The organism is Marinobacter sp. UBA2688 (assembly GCF_002352785.1).
Classification (GTDB): domain Bacteria; phylum Pseudomonadota; class Gammaproteobacteria; order Pseudomonadales; family Oleiphilaceae; genus Marinobacter; species Marinobacter salarius.
Window position 1 is genome coordinate 357,152 of sequence record NZ_DELU01000010.1, and the last position, 18,245, is coordinate 375,396.

17 protein-coding genes and 1 tRNA gene are annotated in these 18,245 nt (G+C 57.8%); 7 read left to right on the forward strand and 11 right to left on the reverse strand.

Annotated elements, in window-relative coordinates:
* Positions 1 to 233: 233 nt before the first annotated feature.
* Positions 234 to 1,250, forward strand: coding sequence for a class I fructose-bisphosphate aldolase (locus B3M52_RS06385; RefSeq protein WP_075196897.1), 1,017 nt, complete (start codon positions 234 to 236; stop codon positions 1,248 to 1,250).
* Between the two features lie 21 nt (positions 1,251 to 1,271).
* On the opposite strand, the gene B3M52_RS06390 is transcribed toward B3M52_RS06385, so the two are convergent.
* From B3M52_RS06390 to B3M52_RS06420, 7 genes are all read right to left on the reverse strand, one after another.
* Entirely contained in the window at positions 1,272 to 2,237 is a 966-nt protein-coding gene (locus tag B3M52_RS06390) for an MBL fold metallo-hydrolase (protein ID WP_036208364.1), read from the reverse strand.
* A gap of 109 nt (positions 2,238 to 2,346) precedes the next feature.
* Positions 2,347 to 3,312: a tRNA dihydrouridine synthase gene (locus B3M52_RS06395; protein ID WP_036208366.1), complete on the reverse strand. Its 966-nt coding sequence runs from the start codon at positions 3,310 to 3,312 to the stop codon at positions 2,347 to 2,349.
* 76 nt (positions 3,313 to 3,388) lie between these two features.
* Complete coding sequence (locus B3M52_RS06400) at positions 3,389 to 3,607, reverse strand: DUF2835 domain-containing protein (protein ID WP_036208369.1); 219 nt, start codon at positions 3,605 to 3,607, stop codon at positions 3,389 to 3,391.
* A gap of 9 nt (positions 3,608 to 3,616) precedes the next feature.
* Positions 3,617 to 5,509 carry a molecular chaperone HtpG gene (gene htpG / locus B3M52_RS06405; protein WP_075196898.1) on the reverse strand — a complete coding sequence of 631 codons (1,893 nt, stop codon included), beginning with the start codon at positions 5,507 to 5,509 and terminating at the stop codon, positions 3,617 to 3,619.
* A gap of 374 nt (positions 5,510 to 5,883) precedes the next feature.
* Positions 5,884 to 6,318 (reverse strand): PaaI family thioesterase, encoded by a 435-nt coding sequence (locus B3M52_RS06410; protein ID WP_007154356.1) that lies wholly within the window; start codon positions 6,316 to 6,318, stop codon positions 5,884 to 5,886.
* On the reverse strand, positions 6,315 to 6,785 hold the full coding sequence (locus tag B3M52_RS06415) for a PaaI family thioesterase (protein WP_041333114.1): 471 nt from the start codon (positions 6,783 to 6,785) through the stop codon (positions 6,315 to 6,317). The genes B3M52_RS06410 and B3M52_RS06415 overlap by 4 nt, the downstream gene beginning before the upstream one ends.
* A 24-nt stretch (positions 6,786 to 6,809) precedes the next feature.
* Positions 6,810 to 7,565, reverse strand: coding sequence for a DUF599 domain-containing protein (locus tag B3M52_RS06420; protein WP_075196899.1), 756 nt, complete (start codon positions 7,563 to 7,565; stop codon positions 6,810 to 6,812).
* A gap of 201 nt (positions 7,566 to 7,766) precedes the next feature.
* Here B3M52_RS06420 and B3M52_RS06425 point away from each other — a divergent pair, with 201 nt between their 5' ends.
* From B3M52_RS06425 to B3M52_RS06440, 4 genes are all read left to right on the forward strand, one after another.
* Positions 7,767 to 9,047, forward strand: a complete 1,281-nt coding sequence (locus B3M52_RS06425; protein ID WP_075196936.1) for a M48 family metalloprotease — start codon at positions 7,767 to 7,769, stop codon at positions 9,045 to 9,047.
* A 75-nt stretch (positions 9,048 to 9,122) separates the two neighbouring features.
* Positions 9,123 to 9,668, forward strand: a complete 546-nt coding sequence (locus tag B3M52_RS06430; protein ID WP_075196900.1) for a hypothetical protein — start codon at positions 9,123 to 9,125, stop codon at positions 9,666 to 9,668.
* Positions 9,668 to 10,855, forward strand: a complete 1,188-nt coding sequence (locus B3M52_RS06435) for an iron-containing alcohol dehydrogenase (RefSeq protein WP_041333110.1) — start codon at positions 9,668 to 9,670, stop codon at positions 10,853 to 10,855. The genes B3M52_RS06430 and B3M52_RS06435 overlap by 1 nt, the downstream gene beginning before the upstream one ends.
* Positions 10,856 to 11,046: 191 nt before the next feature.
* On the forward strand, positions 11,047 to 11,841 hold the full coding sequence (locus B3M52_RS06440) for a substrate-binding periplasmic protein (protein ID WP_075196901.1): 795 nt from the start codon (positions 11,047 to 11,049) through the stop codon (positions 11,839 to 11,841).
* Between the two features lie 17 nt (positions 11,842 to 11,858).
* Here the strand turns inward: B3M52_RS06440 and B3M52_RS06445 are convergent, their stop codons facing one another.
* Together B3M52_RS06445 and B3M52_RS06450 are read right to left on the reverse strand one after the other, a co-directional pair.
* Positions 11,859 to 14,345, reverse strand: coding sequence for an ABC transporter permease (locus B3M52_RS06445; RefSeq protein WP_075196902.1), 2,487 nt, complete (start codon positions 14,343 to 14,345; stop codon positions 11,859 to 11,861).
* Complete coding sequence (locus B3M52_RS06450; RefSeq protein WP_082040509.1) at positions 14,345 to 15,037, reverse strand: ABC transporter ATP-binding protein; 693 nt, start codon at positions 15,035 to 15,037, stop codon at positions 14,345 to 14,347. Before B3M52_RS06450 ends, B3M52_RS06445 begins: the two co-directional genes overlap by 1 nt.
* 80 nt (positions 15,038 to 15,117) lie before the next feature.
* Here B3M52_RS06450 and B3M52_RS06455 point away from each other — a divergent pair, with 80 nt between their 5' ends.
* Entirely contained in the window at positions 15,118 to 15,750 is a 633-nt protein-coding gene (locus B3M52_RS06455) for an arylesterase (protein ID WP_041333102.1), read from the forward strand.
* 7 nt (positions 15,751 to 15,757) lie between these two features.
* Here the strand turns inward: B3M52_RS06455 and B3M52_RS06460 are convergent, their stop codons facing one another.
* Positions 15,758 to 16,723: a YheT family hydrolase gene (locus tag B3M52_RS06460; RefSeq protein WP_075196903.1), complete on the reverse strand. Its 966-nt coding sequence runs from the start codon at positions 16,721 to 16,723 to the stop codon at positions 15,758 to 15,760.
* 73 nt (positions 16,724 to 16,796) lie between these two features.
* Between B3M52_RS06460 and B3M52_RS06465 the strand changes: the two genes are divergently transcribed.
* A tRNA-Asn gene (locus tag B3M52_RS06465) sits at positions 16,797 to 16,872 on the forward strand.
* 1 nt (position 16,873) lies between these two features.
* On the opposite strand, the gene B3M52_RS06470 is transcribed toward B3M52_RS06465, so the two are convergent.
* Positions 16,874 to 18,166: a M18 family aminopeptidase gene (locus B3M52_RS06470; RefSeq protein ID WP_075196937.1), complete on the reverse strand. Its 1,293-nt coding sequence runs from the start codon at positions 18,164 to 18,166 to the stop codon at positions 16,874 to 16,876.
* Between the last annotated feature and the right edge of the window lie 79 nt (positions 18,167 to 18,245).

The following is an 18,245-nucleotide window of genomic DNA, read 5'->3' on the forward strand; positions in this document are numbered from 1 at the left end:
TGTTGCACTGACAAACTGAACCAATCAGCTACCAATCTAGTCAATGTACTCCCATTTTTCACTATTAGTTCAGGTTGTTTTTTCGTACCAATACCATAGTTTTTGTTTATCACTATATCTCCCGCGAGTTACCGGTTGATAACTGTGATCTGCTTGCTGAAGATCTATACTGAACACTCGGGGTTTGAAACCAGAGTTTTAAACGTTCACTGGCATAGCGACGGGAGTTTTGGATGAACACTCAGGAACAGCTTGAAAGCACCATCCGTGAACTGGTCTGCGAAGGTAAGGGCATTCTGGCGGCGGACGAGAGCAACCCAACCATCGCCAAACGGTTCAAGGCGGTTGGTGTGGAATCCACCGAAGAGAACCGACGACACTACCGCAACCTGATTCTCGCTGCGCCGGGGCTGGGAGAGTACGTCAGTGGTGTGATCCTGTTCGAGGAAACCCTGCGACAGCACGCGGACGATGGCGCCAGCCTACCCTCTGTGGCGGCAAAACAGGGCATTGTGCCCGGCATTAAGGTGGATAAGGGCAAGGGCCCGATGATTAATGCACCCGGTGATGAGATTACCGAGGGCCTGGATGGGCTAGCCCAACGGCTTGAAGACTACAAACAACTCGGTGCGCGGTTTGCCAAGTGGCGGAACGTTTACCACATCACCGATACCAACCCCAGTCGCGCCGCCATCGAGGCAAATGCCGAGGTCTTGGCACGCTATGCCGCCATCTGCCAGTCCTGCGGCGTGGTGCCCATTGTGGAACCCGAAGTGCTGATCGATGGCAACCATAGCATCGAGCGAAGCGCGGAGGTGAACGAGGCCGTTATCAACGAGGTATTTCAGGCCCTGCGACGCCATCGTGTTGAGCTTGAGACCATGATCCTCAAACCCAGCATGGTGACGCCTGGCAACGCCAATGGCCAGAAGGCAAGCCCAGAGGACGTGGCAAAACACACCTTGGGAGTGTTCCGGCGTGTGGTGCCGGCAGCGGTGCCTGGTATCAACTTCCTGTCCGGTGGCCAGACCCCGGCGGAAGCGACCCTGAACCTGAACGCCATGAACAGTGGCCCGCCCCTGCCCTGGACACTCAGCTTTTCCTACGGGCGGGCACTGCAGGAGCCGGCCCAGAAAGCCTGGGCAGGTATTTCCTCCAACCGCGAAGCTGCCCAGGCCGCAATGGTTAAACGTGCCAAGTTGAACAGCCTGGCCACCCTGGGGCAATACTCATCAGAAATGGAAGGCTGACCGCTACGGCCAGCCTTCCTTTCAACAACCGTCGGTGCAGTGGGCAGTACCATCAAAGCTCATGGTTTTGCCACTAAGAGGAACGTGAACGGGCATTGAGGACAGGCTGATGAACTGTTTGGTGCGCGTTCCGTCCCGGACCATGCCATCCTGTGTGGCGGCCTCATTGGCGTGGGACGCGATCACCGCGTTTGGCGTGATCAGGTCATTTACCACGTAGGCCGCCTCTTCCGGGCCCGTGGTGTAGGTGTCACCGATGTTGAGAACCACAAGGCTGGCGCCGTAGTGGTCTTTGACAACCAGTTTCTGCTCAGCGGTGATACCGGTATCGCCGGACAGGTACACCACCAGGCCATTGGTGAACGTGAGCACGTAGCCGGTGGGCGGTCCGACACTGGCGCCGACGCCCGCCGCTTTCAGGTATTCCGCCAGCGGGCCGGTGAGAAAGCTCGGCGACAGGCCGTTACTGTGCACGGCGGGCACGGTCGTGATGGCCACACCGCCCACCACCCGTTCAGCCCCGAACCTCACCAGCAGTGAATCCTCTGGATTACCCTCAACGCTTTTGAGCTTGCTGGCGAAAAACGCCGGCATTTCGCTACCCGTTACGATCTTTGCCTTCTTGGCGGCGGTGATGTTCACGGAATTGGACTCGGGAAGCACCACCACCGGAACCTCCGGCCCACCACAGCTACCCTGATTGACGTCGCGGATATGGCGATCCCCCACATGGTCGCCATGAACGTGGGAGACCAGCACCACATCAATGTTGCCTAATCGGGGATCATCGGCACCCGCAACGGTTCGACCGGCGTCATAGAGAATACGGGTGCCATTGGGGTCTTCAAAGATGAGCGCCCGGTCCATGGCGCAGAATTCGCCATCATGGCTCCCAAGCGGGGTGACCTTGACGGAGTCGGCGGCAGCCGACAGCGATACGGTGCTTGCCAGAAAGGCAGCAACCAGGCTCTTGCAGGCGTTGTTCATTTCTCCCTCTCCACGGTTTTTGGCGGTACCGTAACCAATACGATGGATGCGTCACTTCATAGCAGTGTAGCTGGAGAATGGAATTCCGGAGCAGTAAACGTGAACAGATCTATGCAGCTTCAGTCACCGGGACGGGCTGTCGCAGGCAAGCCAGCATGGGTGCCACGTCACGGATCTTTCTGGCTTCAGGCCACAGCCACTGGGCCTCCGCGTAGCCGCCACGCAGATAGTTCAGCCATTGTTTGATACGGCCGGTCACGAACCTGTCTTCAAGGCGTTCCTGCAGCGCAACGGCGTAGCCCTCTACCAGCCTGACCACCTCGGGCCAGGTCATATCCGCCACCGACTCCTTACGTTGACTGGCACGAATCCGCCGTGCCAGATCCGGTCGGGCGATCAGCCCACGACCAATCATCACATCGTCACAGCCGGAGACCTCCCGGCAGCGCCAGTAATCCGCCACGGTCCAGATCTCGCCATTGGCGATCACATGGGCATTAACCGCTTCCCTGACTCGGGCCACATCTTCCCAGTAAGCCGGCGGCTTGTATCCATCCACCTTACTGCGGGCGTGAACCACGATTTCGGACGCGCCGGCCGCTTCCAGCGCCTGGCCACAGGCAACGCCCATGGAACGGTCATCGTACCCCAGACGCATTTTCGCGGTCACCGGCACATGGGCAGGTACGGCGGCACGAACCGCTTCCGTAATCTGCTGCATCAATTCGGGCTCGCGCATGAGCACACAGCCACCCTTGTGCTTGTTCACAGTCTTGGCGGGGCAACCGAAATTGATATCAACCTGTGTGGCGCCCAGCTCCACCGCCTTGGCGCCATGCCGGCCCATCTGGACGGGGTCCGAGCCCAACAGTTGAACGGCCACCGGCACGCCAACCTGGGTTTCGCAGCCGTTGTGCAGTTCCGGGGCGTACTTGTAGAAAATACGGGGCGGCAGCATGCCCTGAGTCACGCGAATAAATTCCGTTACGCACCGGTCGATGCCACCAACGGCTGTCAGTGTCTCTCGAATGGGTGCATCAACCAGCCCTTCCATTGGGGCAAGGATTATTCGCATTGGGGCTCCACGAATTGATCAAGGAATAAACGGGTGGGAATTGTAGAGAACTTTTAAGGGCGTTGGTAGGCCGGAATTACAAGCGTTCCACGCTGACGAACTTGCCCTGGTCATCAAACAGGATACGGAAACTGCCCTGGACGCCGTCACGAAGGTAAAAGCGGGAGAGAATACGGGCCGGGAAGCGGACGGAACGCCCGTCCCGGGCCCTGGTGTGGACGTCCGTCGCCGAACCCTGATAGAGCTTGATCCACTCATCAGGGCTGATATCGACGTCCACGATAATCTGCTGCATCAGGCGGCCTTAGTTGGCAAGCTCAAGCAGCAGGCGGTTCAGGCGGCTTACATACGCGCCCGGGTCCTGCAGTTGTTCACCACTGGCCAATGTGGCCTGGTCCAGCAATACTGCAGACAGCTCCTTGAAGCGGTCCTCGCCCTGCTCGTTCTCAAGGCGCTGAACCAGCGGATGCTCAACGTTGATCTCGAAAATCGGCTTGCTGTCGGGCACTTTCTGGCCCGCCGCTTCCATGATTTTCTTCATCTGCGCGCCCATATCGAAGTCGCCAACCACCAGGCAGGCCGGTGAATCAGTCAGGCGGTTGGTTACCCGCACTTCCTGCACCCGGTCATCCAGTGCGGTCTTGATGCGCTCCAGCAGGTTCTTGTGTTCCTCGGCAGCCTCTTCCTTGTGCTTCTTGTCTTCCTCAGTTTCCACTTCGCCAAGGTCGAGATCACCACGGGCAACGTCCTGGAACTGTTTGCCGTCGTACTCGTTCAGGTAGCCCATCATCCACTCATCGATGCGGTCAGAGAGGATCAGCACCTCGATGCCTTTCTTGCGGAACACTTCCAGGTGCGGACTGCTCTTGGCGGCCATGAAGTTGTCGGCGGTGATGTAGTAAATCTTGCTCTGGCCTTCCTTCATACGGCCGATGTACTCATCCAGAGACACGGTCTGCGCCTGCTCACCGGTATGGGTGGACGCAAAGCGCAGCAGGCCGCCGATTTTCTCGCGGTTACTGAAGTCTTCCGCCGGGCCTTCCTTCAGCACAGTGCCAAATTCATTCCAGAACTTCTGGTACTGCTCCGGCTCTTTCTTGGACAGCTTGGACAGCATATCCAGAACCCGCTTGGTCACCGCTGTACGGATGCTTTCAACGGTGCTGTCGTTCTGCAGGATCTCACGGGAGACGTTCAGTGACAGGTCGTTGGAATCGATCACACCCTTGGTGAAGCGCAGGTACAACGGCAGGAACTGCTCTGCGTCGTCCATGATGAACACGCGCTGCACGTACAGCTTCAGGCCGCGGGGCGCTTCCCGGTTATACAGGTCAAACGGCGCACGCCCAGGCACATACAGCAGGCTGGTGTAATCGAGCTTGCCTTCCACCTTATTGTGCGACCAGGTCAGCGGGTCTTCGAAATCGTGGGCAATGTGCTTGTAAAACTCCTTGTACTCCTCGTCCTTGATCTCACTGCGAGACAGCGTCCACAGGGCGGTGGCGTCGTTGACCGTCTCATACTCGCCCTTTTCACCCTCTTCTTCAGATTCGGACTTCATCACCACCGGGAAAGAAATGTGGTCGGAGTACTTCTTCACCAGGTTGCGCAGACGGAAACCGTCGGCAAATTCCTTGGCGTCATCCTTCAGGTGCAGGACGATCTGCGTGCCGCGCTCGTTCAGGTCCACATTCTCAATGGTGAACTGGCCATCACCCGCAGACTGCCAATGAACGCCCTCTTCCACCGGTGCACCGGCGCGGCGGGTAAACACTTCCACGGAATCGGCCACGATGAATGAGGAATAGAAGCCGACACCAAACTGACCGATCAGCTTGCTGTCCTTCTTCTCATCACCGGAAAGCTGCTTGAGAAACTCCGCAGTGCCGGACTTGGCGATGGTGCCCAGGTTCTGGATAACATCGTCCCGGTTCATGCCAATACCGTTGTCGCTCAGCGTGACGGTGTTCTTTTCTGCATCGAAGTCGAGGCGGATTTTCAGTTCCGGGTCGCCCTCGAACAGGCTGTCGTCTTTCAATGCAGCGAAACGCAGTTTGTCTTCCGCATCCGACGCGTTGGAAATCAACTCACGAAGGAAAATTTCCTTGTTGGAGTACAGGGAGTGGATCATCAGGTTAAGCAGCTGCTTAACTTCGGTCTGAAAACCCAGGGTCTCTTTTTGCGATTCAACCGTCATGGCTTGTTTTGTCTCCTGCTGTGTTTGCTTCGGTGGAGCGGCGCGGGTTCGAAGCCCTGTCCAAAACACGCTGTGAATACATCCATGTACGCTCGGCTCCGCCATCCATGGCTCCGCACGGTTTTGGACAGGGCTTCAAACCCACGCCACCCGACTATTGAGTAATACTGATTCTGGCACGGAGCCCGGGCGAGCAGTTGAGGATGGGCTTACGAAACCGTGCGGAGCCATGGATGGCGGAGCCCGAGCCGCACAGGGACGTCTCGAGGCGTGTTTCGTAAGCCCATCCTCAACTGCTTGCCTGCACCAGTGCCTGAGTTGTTAGAACCAGAAATGGGGCTAGACCGGGGCATTTCAACCCCGATCCAACGAATTCAGTCTTCCAGAAGGAAGTGCGCCCGTGCGGTCGCGATGGGCTGGGAGCGGGACTTCTGCCAGGCGGTGATCATCACATTGGCTACGCGGTTGCCCTGGCGGGTGAGCTGACATTCCGCAAAGGTCTCGCGGTCGAGGCCGGCACGCAGGTAATCCAGGGAAAAATCCACAATGCGGGGCATGCGCAGGGTTTCCTGGGACATCATCAGGTAAATCAACGCAGAAAGCTCCATGAAGCCACCAATCACCCCGCCATGGATGGCCGGCAGTATCGGATTGCCCAGGTTTTCTTCCTTCTTCGGCAGGCGGAAGATCAGGTCATCGCCATAGCGATCACACTCCAGGCCGATAAACCGGGCGTAAGGGATACTTTCCAGCATGCGGGAGAAGTCACCGGTTTCCTGGGTATAGCGGAGGATTTCCGGGTTGGTCATTCTTCGCCTCCGGTAATCAGATCGCGGAAGGATTTCGGGGTTGCTTCCCTGCCGATCCGCATGAAGGTGCCCACGCAGTTCGCGATGGTCTCACCGGGGTCCTGGAAGGCCTCGCAACGGGTAAAAATAATGTTGCGGGTAACCTTGTAGGCTTCCGCCCGAGCATATACCGGTTTACGGGGCTCGGCCGGGCGCATGTAGTCCACTCGCAGGTCCAGAGTCGGGCATAGCTCGAATTCGTCCAGGGCGCACAGGGTCGCGGAGCCAGACGCCGTATCCATCAACGTCGTGATGGCGCCACCGTGGATCACTCCCGTGTCCGGGTTACCGATGATACGGTCACTGTACGGCAGGCACAGCGTCAACTGCCCATTTTTTACCGCGGTTACCGTCAAGCCCAGTTCTCGCCCCTGGTTCAGGGTGTCGATAAACCGGCGCACCCGATCCATCCCAATGGAATCTTTCATAACGTTCGGCTCATCACGTCAGTGTTAGGTTTCTTTATCCGATTCTTTACCGGAGTCTTTCTCAGTGTCCGACTTTGGCAGCGGCTCCTCGAACACCTTGCCGTCTCGCAGCGCCCTCAGCGCGGTAGAACGGAACTCCCGACGGTACAAAACGATGACGATCAAGGTAGAAGCACCCATGAATACCAACGGGTGGATAAACCAGGAAACCACGGCCAATGCGTAATAGTAAGAGCGCAACCCCAGGTTGAAGGCATCGCCCGCAAGATTGCAAACCCTTCCGGCGCTCTTTGCAAAGGCTTCCCGGGCAGCAGGACTTGCCTTGGTATCGGTTGTGAGCGGTGCACTGCCAATCAGCACGGAGACGAAATTGTACATCCGCATGGACCAGGTGAACTTGAAGAACGCGTAGATGAAAATCACCATCAACACGACCATCCGCATTTCCCAGATTTCCCGGCTGGGCAAGGTGCCGAACGGCATGGTACTGAACACTTCCATGACCTCTTGGGTGTATCCCAGTGCAGTAATGATACCGGCCAGGATCAACAGGCAGCTGGATGCAAAAAAGGCGCCGTTGCGCTCCAGATTGCCAACCACGGACGCGTCGGATATGCGGTTATCCCGGCGGAGCATCACGCGCATCCAGTCTTCACGGTATAGGTCGAGTGTGTTGGACAGGCAGGGTCGATCATTGGCCTTGCGCCTGGAATACTCGGAATAGCCCAGCCAGCAGATCAAAAACCAGACCAGGGCAATGAGTTCCAGATAGTTGCTCATGAAGTCGTTCCGGATGCGGTATAAAACGGGAATTGGAGCCTTTGATCATACCGCAAAGCCAACAAAGCCTCCACACAACAAGCTCTTACGGGTAGTATCACAGGCGCTCACAGGGATATGGTATAAACATCCCAATGCCCAGCAATGGCGACCGCGGATATCTGCCAGGGTCTGCCCAGGTATTCAAACAAGGAGTTTATCGTGAACGTTCACAAAGGCTTTCGACATCTTTCCGTTTTCGTGCTGGTGGCCTTCCTCGCAGGTTGTTCAGTCAACCCGGTAACCGGCGAAAAGCAGCTGTCATTGATTCCCGAGAGCCAGGAACTCTCCATTGGCAGTGAGCAATACAAGCCCACTCAGCAAACCCAGGGCGGCCAGTTCTATCTCGACCCGGAATTGAATCTGTACGTCAGCCAGGTAGGCCAGAAGCTGGCAAAGGTCAGTGATCGGCCCGACCTGCCCTACGAGTTCGTGGTGTTGAACAGCAGTGTGCCCAATGCCTGGGCGCTCCCGGGTGGCAAGATTGCCATCAACCGTGGCTTGCTGATGGAGTTGGAAGATGAAGCCCAGCTGGCATCAGTCCTTGGCCATGAAATTGTTCACGCCGCCGCTCGCCACAGTGTCCAGCGCATGCAGCAAGGCATGCTGATCAGCGCAGGCGTGGCGGGGTTGGGTTTTGCCCTCTCTGATAACGAATGGGCCGGCCTGATCATGGGCGGCGCGGCCATGGGGGCGCAACTCGCACTCGCCCAATACAGCCAGGGTGATGAGCTGGAGTCCGACCACTACGGCATTCGTTACATGAAAGCCGCCGGATACGACCCACAGGCAGCGGTGGAGTTGCAGGAAGTGTTTGTGCGGCTCTCTGAGGACCGTGACACAAGTTTCATTGAAGGCATGTTCGCCACTCACCCGCCGTCACAGAAACGCGTTCGTGAGAACCAGGAACTGGTCAATAAAATTGGCGCGGGCGGCTATCGGGGCGAAGAAACCTACGAGAAGAAGCTGTCGTTCCTGCGCAGCCGCCAGCCTGCTTACGATGCCTATGACGAAGCCATGAAACTGGCCAGCAACGACAAGCTGGACGAAGCACTCGCCAAAGTGAATGAGGCCATCAAGGTAGAACCGGAAGAAGCCGCTTTCTACTCACTTCGTGGGCGCATCTACCGGGCCAAAGAAAACCTTGATAAAGCCGCCGCAGACTTCGACAAGGCCACGTCGTTGTATCCGGAGATGTTCACTTACCAGCTTCACAGCGGCCTGAATGCCCTGGAGCTGAACAATTATGACAAAGCCCGCGAACACCTGAGCCAGGCCAATCAGGTTGTGCCGACATCAATCGCCTACCTGCGGCTGGGTGATGTTGCTGTCAAGCAGGGTAAACGCCAGGAAGCCATCCAGTATTACAGCACCGCAGCAGAGGCCGGCGGTGAGGTGGCCGAGGAAGCAAAACGCAAGCTGGCCCAACTGACGCAGAACTGACGTCATCGTCCGCATTGACTTTTAGAGCAATAACTCTAAAAATCGATGTACTTAAACAACAATCGGACGATTGCCATGCTTGCGAAACGTATCCAGCCGATGGTGTTCCAGGCCCGGCGGCTTTATGTGGAGCTGATGTTCCAGGTGATGGGGCGCGCGCTCCAGGCTGTCAGTGAAATTGATTCCGCGGTGCAAAAGGAAGCCCGGGCCCTGCCCGATGGCTTCCTGTTTGAAATGATGGTGATGCCAGACGGGTCGCGACTCATTGTTGAACACACCGGGAATGGCCGCTTTCATTACCATGGGGACTCCGCACCTCGCCCGGTGGACCTGTCCATTCAGTTCAAGCACATCGCTCACGCCTTCCTGGTGCTCTCGTTCCAGGAGAAAACCTCGGTGGCGTTCGCCAATGACCGCATGCTGGTGGATGGCGATATCAGTTATGCCATTCGCATGACCCGCGTCCTCAATCGGCTTGAAACCTTCATCCTGCCCAAGCTGGTGGCGAAACGTGCGGTAAAGGAATACCCCTCAAACCTTCACCTGCCTGAGAAATTCCTCAGCGCAGCCCGTATCTACCTCAAGGTTGCAACCCATTTTGTCGAGACGGTAAGAGCATAATGACGAACCAATATTACGAGTTTTTCTGCCCGGTCAAAGTCATCGCCGGCAAAGCGGCTCTTGAGCATATTCCTTACGAGCTCACCGGCCTCGCCGCCAAGCGCCCGATGATCGTAACCGACAAGGGTGTCAGGGCCGCCGGCCTTCTGGACCCGGTAGTCGCGGCCTGCGAGGAAAGCGGGCTGGAAATTATCAGCATCTACGACGATGTACCGCCGGATTCGTCCACCGACGTGGTCAGGGACATTGCTGGCATCTATCGTAGCGAGAAATGCGACTCCATCATTGCGGTGGGTGGTGGCTCTGCCATCGATACCGCCAAGGCCGTGAACATTCTGGTGTCAGAAGGCGGAGATGACATCGCCGCCTACAGTGGCGCGGGGGTGATCAAACATCCCCTGAAACCGTTCCTGGTGGTTCCTACCACCGCCGGTACAGGCTCGGAGGTAACGTCGGTAGCCGTCATCACTGACACAACCAAATCAGTGAAACTCCCCTTCACTTCGTCATTCCTGCTGCCCAATGCGGCCGTGATCGACCCCAGGATGACACTGACACTGCCTCCCCACATCACGGCTGCCACCGCCATGGACGCCATGACCCATGCCACGGAAGCCTTTACCTGCATGGCCAAGAACCCGCTTAGTGATGCCTATGCCACAGCGGCGGTTAAAAAGATCAGCACCTCGCTGTTGCAGGTCATGGATAACCCGAAGGACAGCGATGGCCGACTGGAGCTGGCGCAGGCCTCGACCATGGCCGGGATCGCCTTCTCGAACTCCATGGTGGGACTGGTTCACGCCCTCGGGCACGCCACCGGCGCCATCTGCCATCTGCCCCATGGTTTGTGCATGAGCCTGTACCTGCCTTACGTACTGGAGTACAACCTCGAGTCGATCCGGGCACCGCTGGGCGAGTTACTGCTCTACCTCGAGGGGCCTGATGTCTATTCCGCCACACCGGCCAGCCGCCGCGCGGAAGCCAGCATATCAGCCCTGCGCAAGCTGCGAGACGAGCTCCACAAACGCTGCAAACTGCCCCGCACTCTCAAGGAAACAGGCAGCGTTGAGGAACACCAGCTTGATACCATCGCCGAAATGGCCATGGACGACGGCGCCATGATGTTCAATCCGAAAGAGGTTAGCCTCGAAGATGCTCGCGCGGTTCTGAAGCGCGCCTGGGCCTGATCGGGTAACGCCCGGCACCCGGCTCAGGCCGCGTGTTTCAGGCCCTTCAGGGAATACAGGCCGACACTCAACGCTACAAAAACATTCAAATCATGTCATTGAAATTGACAGGATAAACAGTGACAATTCCGCAGTAGCTGGCAGGGATGTAGCCGGATTAGAATATCTCCTTGAAACAGAGCCTCGCATCTATGCGCAAAGACTCATCCAGTCGGCACATCCTGATCTCTTTTGCGTCACTGGCACTCCTGTTTACGTCCCTCTGCGGCGCAACTGCATTCGCTAACGAGGAAGCTCCCTCACAGGACGCAGAGCGCGTATTCCGATTTAACGTCTCGCCGAATGGCTACCCTCCTTACCTGATTACAGAAGGCGACCAACAGTCCGGCATCATGTGGGACGTGGTTGTCCTGGTGGCTGAGCAGTTGGATTATCGCGTTGTCGCCGAAAAAATTCCCCGCAAACGGGTCGATCAGATGCTGATGGACGGCTACATAGACGGCACCACCCGGGCGAAGGAATGGACTGACAACCCCGAGGATTTTGTCTTCACAGACCCCGTGGTGAATATTGAAGAAGTCCTGTTTGTGCCGAAAGACTCAGCGTTTCAGTTTGAAGTGCCTGAGGATCTGCTTTCGAAAACCCTGGTAACCCACCTCGGTTACCATTACCCCGCATTGGAACCGTACTTTGAGTCAGGAGACATCAGGCGCTTTGACGTCTCCAAGGACCGGGACATGTTCCTTTACGTTCTCCATGGCGAAGATCTCGACGCCGCGATCGCAGATCGTCTGGTTGGCAAATGGATCCTGCGGAACGAGGGGCTCCAGAAGGAGTTCACCACTACCTCGACCAAGCTCAGCGAATACGGTTTCCGACTGATGCTCCGGAAGGAGTGGGCACCTTTCGCCAACGCGTTTAACCGGGAACTCCAAGCCCTCCGGGAGAACGGCACACTGGATGAAATTCTCTCCAACTACCGTTAACTCCCGAATCGCCTCTGTTATTCAAGTCGCCTGAGCAGGAGCATCGGCGATACGCTCAATACGGGCTTCAGTTGCCAGCGACCGAACAGCGCCAACACCAGGGCACTGAACAGTGGGATGGGCAGTATGGTCTGCCAGTGCCAACGGAACTCGCCTTCAAACATGCGGAACTGCAACGCCCAGACGGCGCCTTCCGCAGCCGCAACGCCGAGAATACCGGCAAAGAATCCCAGCAACGCGAATTCCAGCATGGTACTCCTTACCAGCAGTGTCTGTCGGCCGCCCAGAGTCCGCAGCAGCGCACCTTCCCGTTGCCGATCCTGCATGGTGGCACTGACTACCGCAGCCATCACAACCAGAGCGGCGGCCAGGATCAACGCCAATATCGCTTCGATAGCCTGGGTAACCTGCCGTACGATTTCCTGAATACGCTCAATCACATGGTCGATTTCAAGTACGGAAACCGTGGGAAACCGGCGTGAAAAATCGTTGAGCTGGGATTTCAGGTCCGCCGGCAGATAGAACGCCGTAATCCACGTGGCGGGCATGTCTTCCAGCCCACCTCCCGGAGGAAACGCCATGTAGAAATTGGGTTTCATGCTGTCCCACTGGACCGTACGAACACTGGTCACGGTTTCCGTGATCTTCTCTGAGCCAATGGTGAAGCCAAGCTCATCCCCCACCTCAACACCGAGCTTTCCAGCCAGCTCCGCTTCAATGGAGACACCGTCGGTCTGCCCGTTCGTGAACCATTGGCCAGCAACAATGCCGTTGTCCTCCGGCAATTCTTCCATCCAGGTCAGGTTTAACTCGCGGTTAAGGGCACCGACCCGCTCATCCTTGGTCACGGCTTCCTTCACCGGCTTCCCATTCAACTCGGTAAGCCGGCCACGGACCATGGGATACAGCTTCTCCAGTGGGTGCCCGCGTTCGGCCCAGAATGCATCCACCTCATCCACCGCCTCCGGGGCGATGTTGATCAGGAAGTGATTGGGCGTGTCTTCAGGCAATTGCGACTGCCAGTCGTCCAGCAGGGACGTTCTGACAAGGATCAGCGTAGCCGCCAGCATCAACGTCATGGCGAAGACCGCAATCTGGGACAGGCTGGCTCGGCGATGCCGGTACAGACCCACAAGTGCCAGCCTCCAGGCGTTCCCACCACCACTGATGCGACGCAGTGTAGTGACCATCAACCACCCAAGCAGGCCCAGAGTACCGAGCAGCAAGGCAAGCCCGCCAAGCAGGGACAACACCAGGGACACTTCCCTGGCGTACATCCATACCAAGCCAAAGATTGCGACGACTGCAATCACCAGGTCGGGAATCGCTTCGCGGCCGGATTCGCCGGGCTGGCTTCGCAATACCCGCATCGCCGGTACATTCCGCAGCCTTCGGATGGGCGGATACGCAAAGGCAAACAGCGACACCAGCGCTGTCAACAACGCCGGCGCCAACGCATTGGGATCAATCTGGTAGTCTATCTGCCGCTCCAGCACATCCCCCAACACGCTGGACAGCAGCCAATACAGGGGTAAGGCCACCAACAGGCCGCCAACAGCACCAACAATACCCCACAGAGCCAATCGACGCAGGTACAGGCGGCCAATTCCCTGGCTGCGAACCCCCAGGGTTTTCAACAGCGCGACGGTATCCCGTTGCGATAACGCGTACTGACGGCTGGCGACCGCCACGGCGACCGCCGCCAACATCACCGCCAGGCTGCCACCCAGCAACAGAAAACGCTCAGCCCGCTCCAGTGAGCGGGAGAAGGTCTCGCCGTCGCGCACACCCTCCCACTCGTGGCTGGGCTCCAGACGTGGCTGCAGCCAACCGTAGTAATCGTCGAGCAGCGCTTCTTCACCGGCAAACAGGTACACGTATTCAACCCGACTGCCCTCCTGAATCACACCGGTGGCGCCAACGTCATCCACGTGCATCATTACCCGCGGCGCCAGAGCGGACATATTGAAGCCGCCGTCCGGCTCACGCACCAGCAGGCCAGAAATGATCAGCCCCTGATTACCAACCTCCAGGGTGTCTCCCAGTTCAAGCTCCAGGAGCCGCAGCAAACGCGGGTTGATCCAGACCTCGCCCGGCGCAGGGCCATGAGCAACCGTTTGCCTCGGTGCCTCCGCACCCTCCTGGTATTCCACTTCGCCCCGCAGCGGGTATTCGTTGTTCACCGCCTTGACCGACACCAGCTGGAAATTCCCGGCACCAAAGACCATCGTGGAGAATTCGACCATACGGGCCGTTTCCAGCCCTCTTTGCTCGGCTTCCTGCATCCACCCCTCAGGAATCGGCCGGCCGTTTTCCGCTTCCAGTTGGCGATCCGCGGCAAGAAAAGAGCTGGCTGACGACACCAGGGTGCGCTGCAACTGGCTGGCGAACAAGGCAATGGTTGCTACCGTGGCAACCGCGATGATCAGCGCCGAGAGCACCACACGAACATCCCGTTCGCGCCAGTCACGTTTGACCGACATGAGTTTCTTGGAAGCCGCCATCAGTTCACCGCTTCTGGCTGAGGGGCCGTCGAGGGCTCGGTCAATACACCGGCCTCAATATTGAATTGTCGGCCACAGCGGGCGGCAAGCCGTTCGTCGTGGGTCACCATGACCAATGTTGTGCCCTGCTCCCGATTCAGGGTCATCAACAGGTCGGATACGTCAGCGCCAGTGCGGTTGTCGAGATTGCCCGTGGGTTCGTCGGCAAACAGGATGGCCGGCTCGGAGGCAAAGGCGCGAGCAATGGCCACCCGCTGCTGTTCGCCACCGGAAAGCTGCCTCGGGGTGTGAGAGAGCCGTTCGCCAAGCCCGACCCGTTCCAGTAACTCCTTTGCTTTGGCTTTCGGAGAATCGAAACCGCCCAGCTCCAGTGGCAGCATAACGTTCTCCAGCGCGGTTAGGGCCGGCAATAACTGGAATGACTGGAACACGAAGCCAACACGGCGGGACCGGAGTTTCGCGCGTTCATCCTCACTGAGCTTGCTGATCACCGAACCATCAAGTTCAACGGTGCCATCAGATGGGGTATCCAATCCGGCCAACAGCCCCAACAACGTGGTTTTCCCGGAGCCGGAGCGCCCGACAATGGCGACGGATTCACCCCGGTTGATTTCCAGGCTGACCCCCTGCAAGATCGTCAACGTATCTGTCTCCAGGCTGACCTTGTGCGTCAGGTTACTGACTTTCAGCATGGGGCTAACATTATCCGGTTTGTGATCACTTAAGTCGCTCACGAGCTCTCCACAACGGTTGTCTTGAACACAGGACCTCTATGCATACGGTATTTTTACGCCTGAGATCAATAGTTTTTCTCGCTTTAATGTGTGTTGGTGCCCAGGCTCAGGCCAGCCAGAGCACACTGATGATCGTTGGCGACAGCCTCAGCGCAGCCTACGGCGTGCAAACCGGGGAATCCTGGGTGGCTCTGCTTCAGGAACGGCTCGAGGGCGAGGGCCTGGACCACTGGCAGGTGGTGAACGCCAGCATCAGCGGCGAAACCACCGACGGCGGTCTGCGCCGCCTGCCGGATCTTCTGGATAAGAACGAACCCGCCGTTGTTGTCATCGAGCTCGGTGGTAACGATGGCTTGCGGGGATTTCCGCCCAACGTTATCCGCCAGAACCTGGCCCGGATGATTGAGCAGGTAAAGGAGGCGGGCGCCGAAACCCTGCTGGTGGGCATGCAGATTCCGCCCAATTACGGTCAGCGATATACCCGCGCCTTCGCGGACATTTACCCCGAACTTGCTGACCAGTACGAGACCGAACTACTCCCCTTTTTCCTGGAAGGTATCTATGACCAGGAAGGCATGATGCAGGGCGATAGCATTCATCCAACGGCAGAAGCGCAGGGTCAGTTGCTCGATAACATCTGGCCAGTACTGGAACCCATGCTCAGGGAATAGCCCTGCTTTAAGCCACCAGCGTGCGGGCATGCGCCACAGCCCGCCGCTCCGACCAGTAATAGCCATCCTGAACGTGCTCAACAAAGCCGACATGGCCGCCCCAGCGGGGCGCTTCCAGCCTCACGTAAGCGCCCAGTTGCGCACGGGATTCCGGAAAACATTGCCGGGACAGGAACGGGTCATCGGCAGCGTTAACCATCAGCGCCGGCACACGGATGTCCTTTAAAGTCCACAAGGCAGAACAGTTTTCCCAATAGTCCCTGGCATCTCGGAAACCGTGTAACGGGGCGGTGTAGCGGTCATCAAACTCATGGAAACTGCGAATCTTTTCGAACCCGGTAATATCGATCAGCCCCGGGAATCGTTTCGACTTCTCTTCCATCTTCGCGTGAAGGTCACGCAGAAAACGTTGCATGTAGATACGCCGGCTGGGCCGGGCCAGCGTATCGGCACTGCCGGCCAGGTCACAGGGTACGGAGTAGGTGATAGCGCCGCAGATACGGCTATCCACCTGCTCTGACTTCTGCCCGAGGTATAGCAGAGTGAGGTTACCGCCCATGCTGAAGCCCGAGAGCATCACTTTTCCATATCCCTGAGCAAGTCCATGCTGCACGACCCTGTCCAGGTCGCCGGTTGCGCCGCTGTGGTAAAAGCGGGGCTGGTGGTTCATCACACCGCCGCACGAACGAAAGTTCCAGGCCAATACATCCCAACCGTCGTTCAACAGCGCGCGCGCCAATCCCTGCATGTAAGGACGCTGACTGTGCCCTTCCAGGCCGTGGGATAACACCGCCAACCGGTCGTTCCCCTGGCGATACCAATCCAGATGTAACTCGTCATCGTCCTCTGTTGGCAGCGATTCCCTGACCGGCTTTGTCAGTGAAACCTTGCGAAACAGAGTCGGCCAGACAGACTGGACGTGGCCATTGCGCAACCACAGGGGTGGCTTGTAATACAGATTGTGGTCGTACAAAATTTAACCTTTCAATTCATGGGGTTGACGCCGCCGGGCAAAGTCCCTATTATGCGCGCCATTCCGACTTTGTTCCCCGATAGCTCAGTTGGTAGAGCAACGGACTGTTAATCCGTTTGTCGCTGGTTCGAGCCCAGCTCGGGGAGCCATTTACAGCACCTCCTCTCGCTGCATGAACTCCCGCAGCACCCGAAACAACGTCACCCCATCTCTGGTTCCTGCCATTTCCCGGATTGAGTGCATGCCAAACTGTGGCACACCGATATCCAGCGTTGTCACCCCAAGATTACCGGCGGTGAGCGGGCCAATCGTGCTTCCACACCCCATGTCACTGCGCACCACAAAAGTTTGATATGGCAGGTCAAGCTCATCACTGATGTGGCGGTACAACGCTGCTGAGCGGCTATTGGTGGCGTAACGCTGGTTATGGTTGACCTTGATCACTGGCCCCTGGTTCAGAAGCGGGCCGTGGTTCTCGTCGTGCCTGTCCATGTAGTTGGGGTGGATACCATGAGCGTTGTCCGCCGAGATCATCATCGAGCGGGCAATCGCGCGCGCCCGACCCTTACCGCACCAACGATCCAGAACCGCTGACAGGAACGGCCCCTGAGCCCCTTCCGCCGACATGCTGCCCACTTCCTCGTGGTCGTTGCATACCAGCAGCGCCGGTTCGTCTCCGGAAGATTCGATCAAAGCCTGCAGCCCTATGTAACAGCTCAGCAGGTTATCCAGCCGTGCCGATGCAATGAAGTCCTCGCGCAGCCCCACCAGCGATGCTGGCTGGGCGTCGTAGAAGCCAAGCTCATAGCCCAGAATTTTACGAACGCGGACACCCGGGGCCTCCGTGGCCAATTGGTCGGTCAGCAGATCGGTGAAGCGGGTGGTGTCGTCCTCCGGCACTTGCATCAATACCGGCGGAAGATCGGTTTGTGGATTAACCGTGCGATTGCTGTTGGCTTCCCGGTCCAGATGAATGGCGAGGCTGGGTATATACGCCACGGCCTTGCGAAAATCGATCAGTGTGTCTTTCACCGACCCGGACTCATCCACGTAAGTGACCCGACCCGCCAGGGACAGGTCACGATCAAACCAGGGATTCAGCAACACGCCGCCGTACACTTCCACACCCAACTGGAAAAACCCCTTGCGGCGCAGTTCCGGGTTGGGTTTCACCTTCAGACAGGGGCTGTCGGTGTGGGCACCCACCATACGAATACCGGCTTCCTCGGGGTCGCGGCGACCAGTGCGGAACGCCACGATGGATGAGCCGTTACGGATGGCGTAATAGCCCTGCCCCGCTTCCAGTTCCCAGTCTTCTTTCTCATCCAGGGCCCTGAAACCCGCCTGATCAAGACGATGCTTCATACTGGCTACAGCGTGCCAGGGGGTCGGTGATGCGTTCAGAAATTCGAGCAGATTGGTGTTAAATTCAGCGTGTTCCATGATGTCCCTGATAAACTGATAATTGCGGCGCCAGTATGGCATGATGGCGCCCGACGTCATATCCGTACAAAACGGCTGC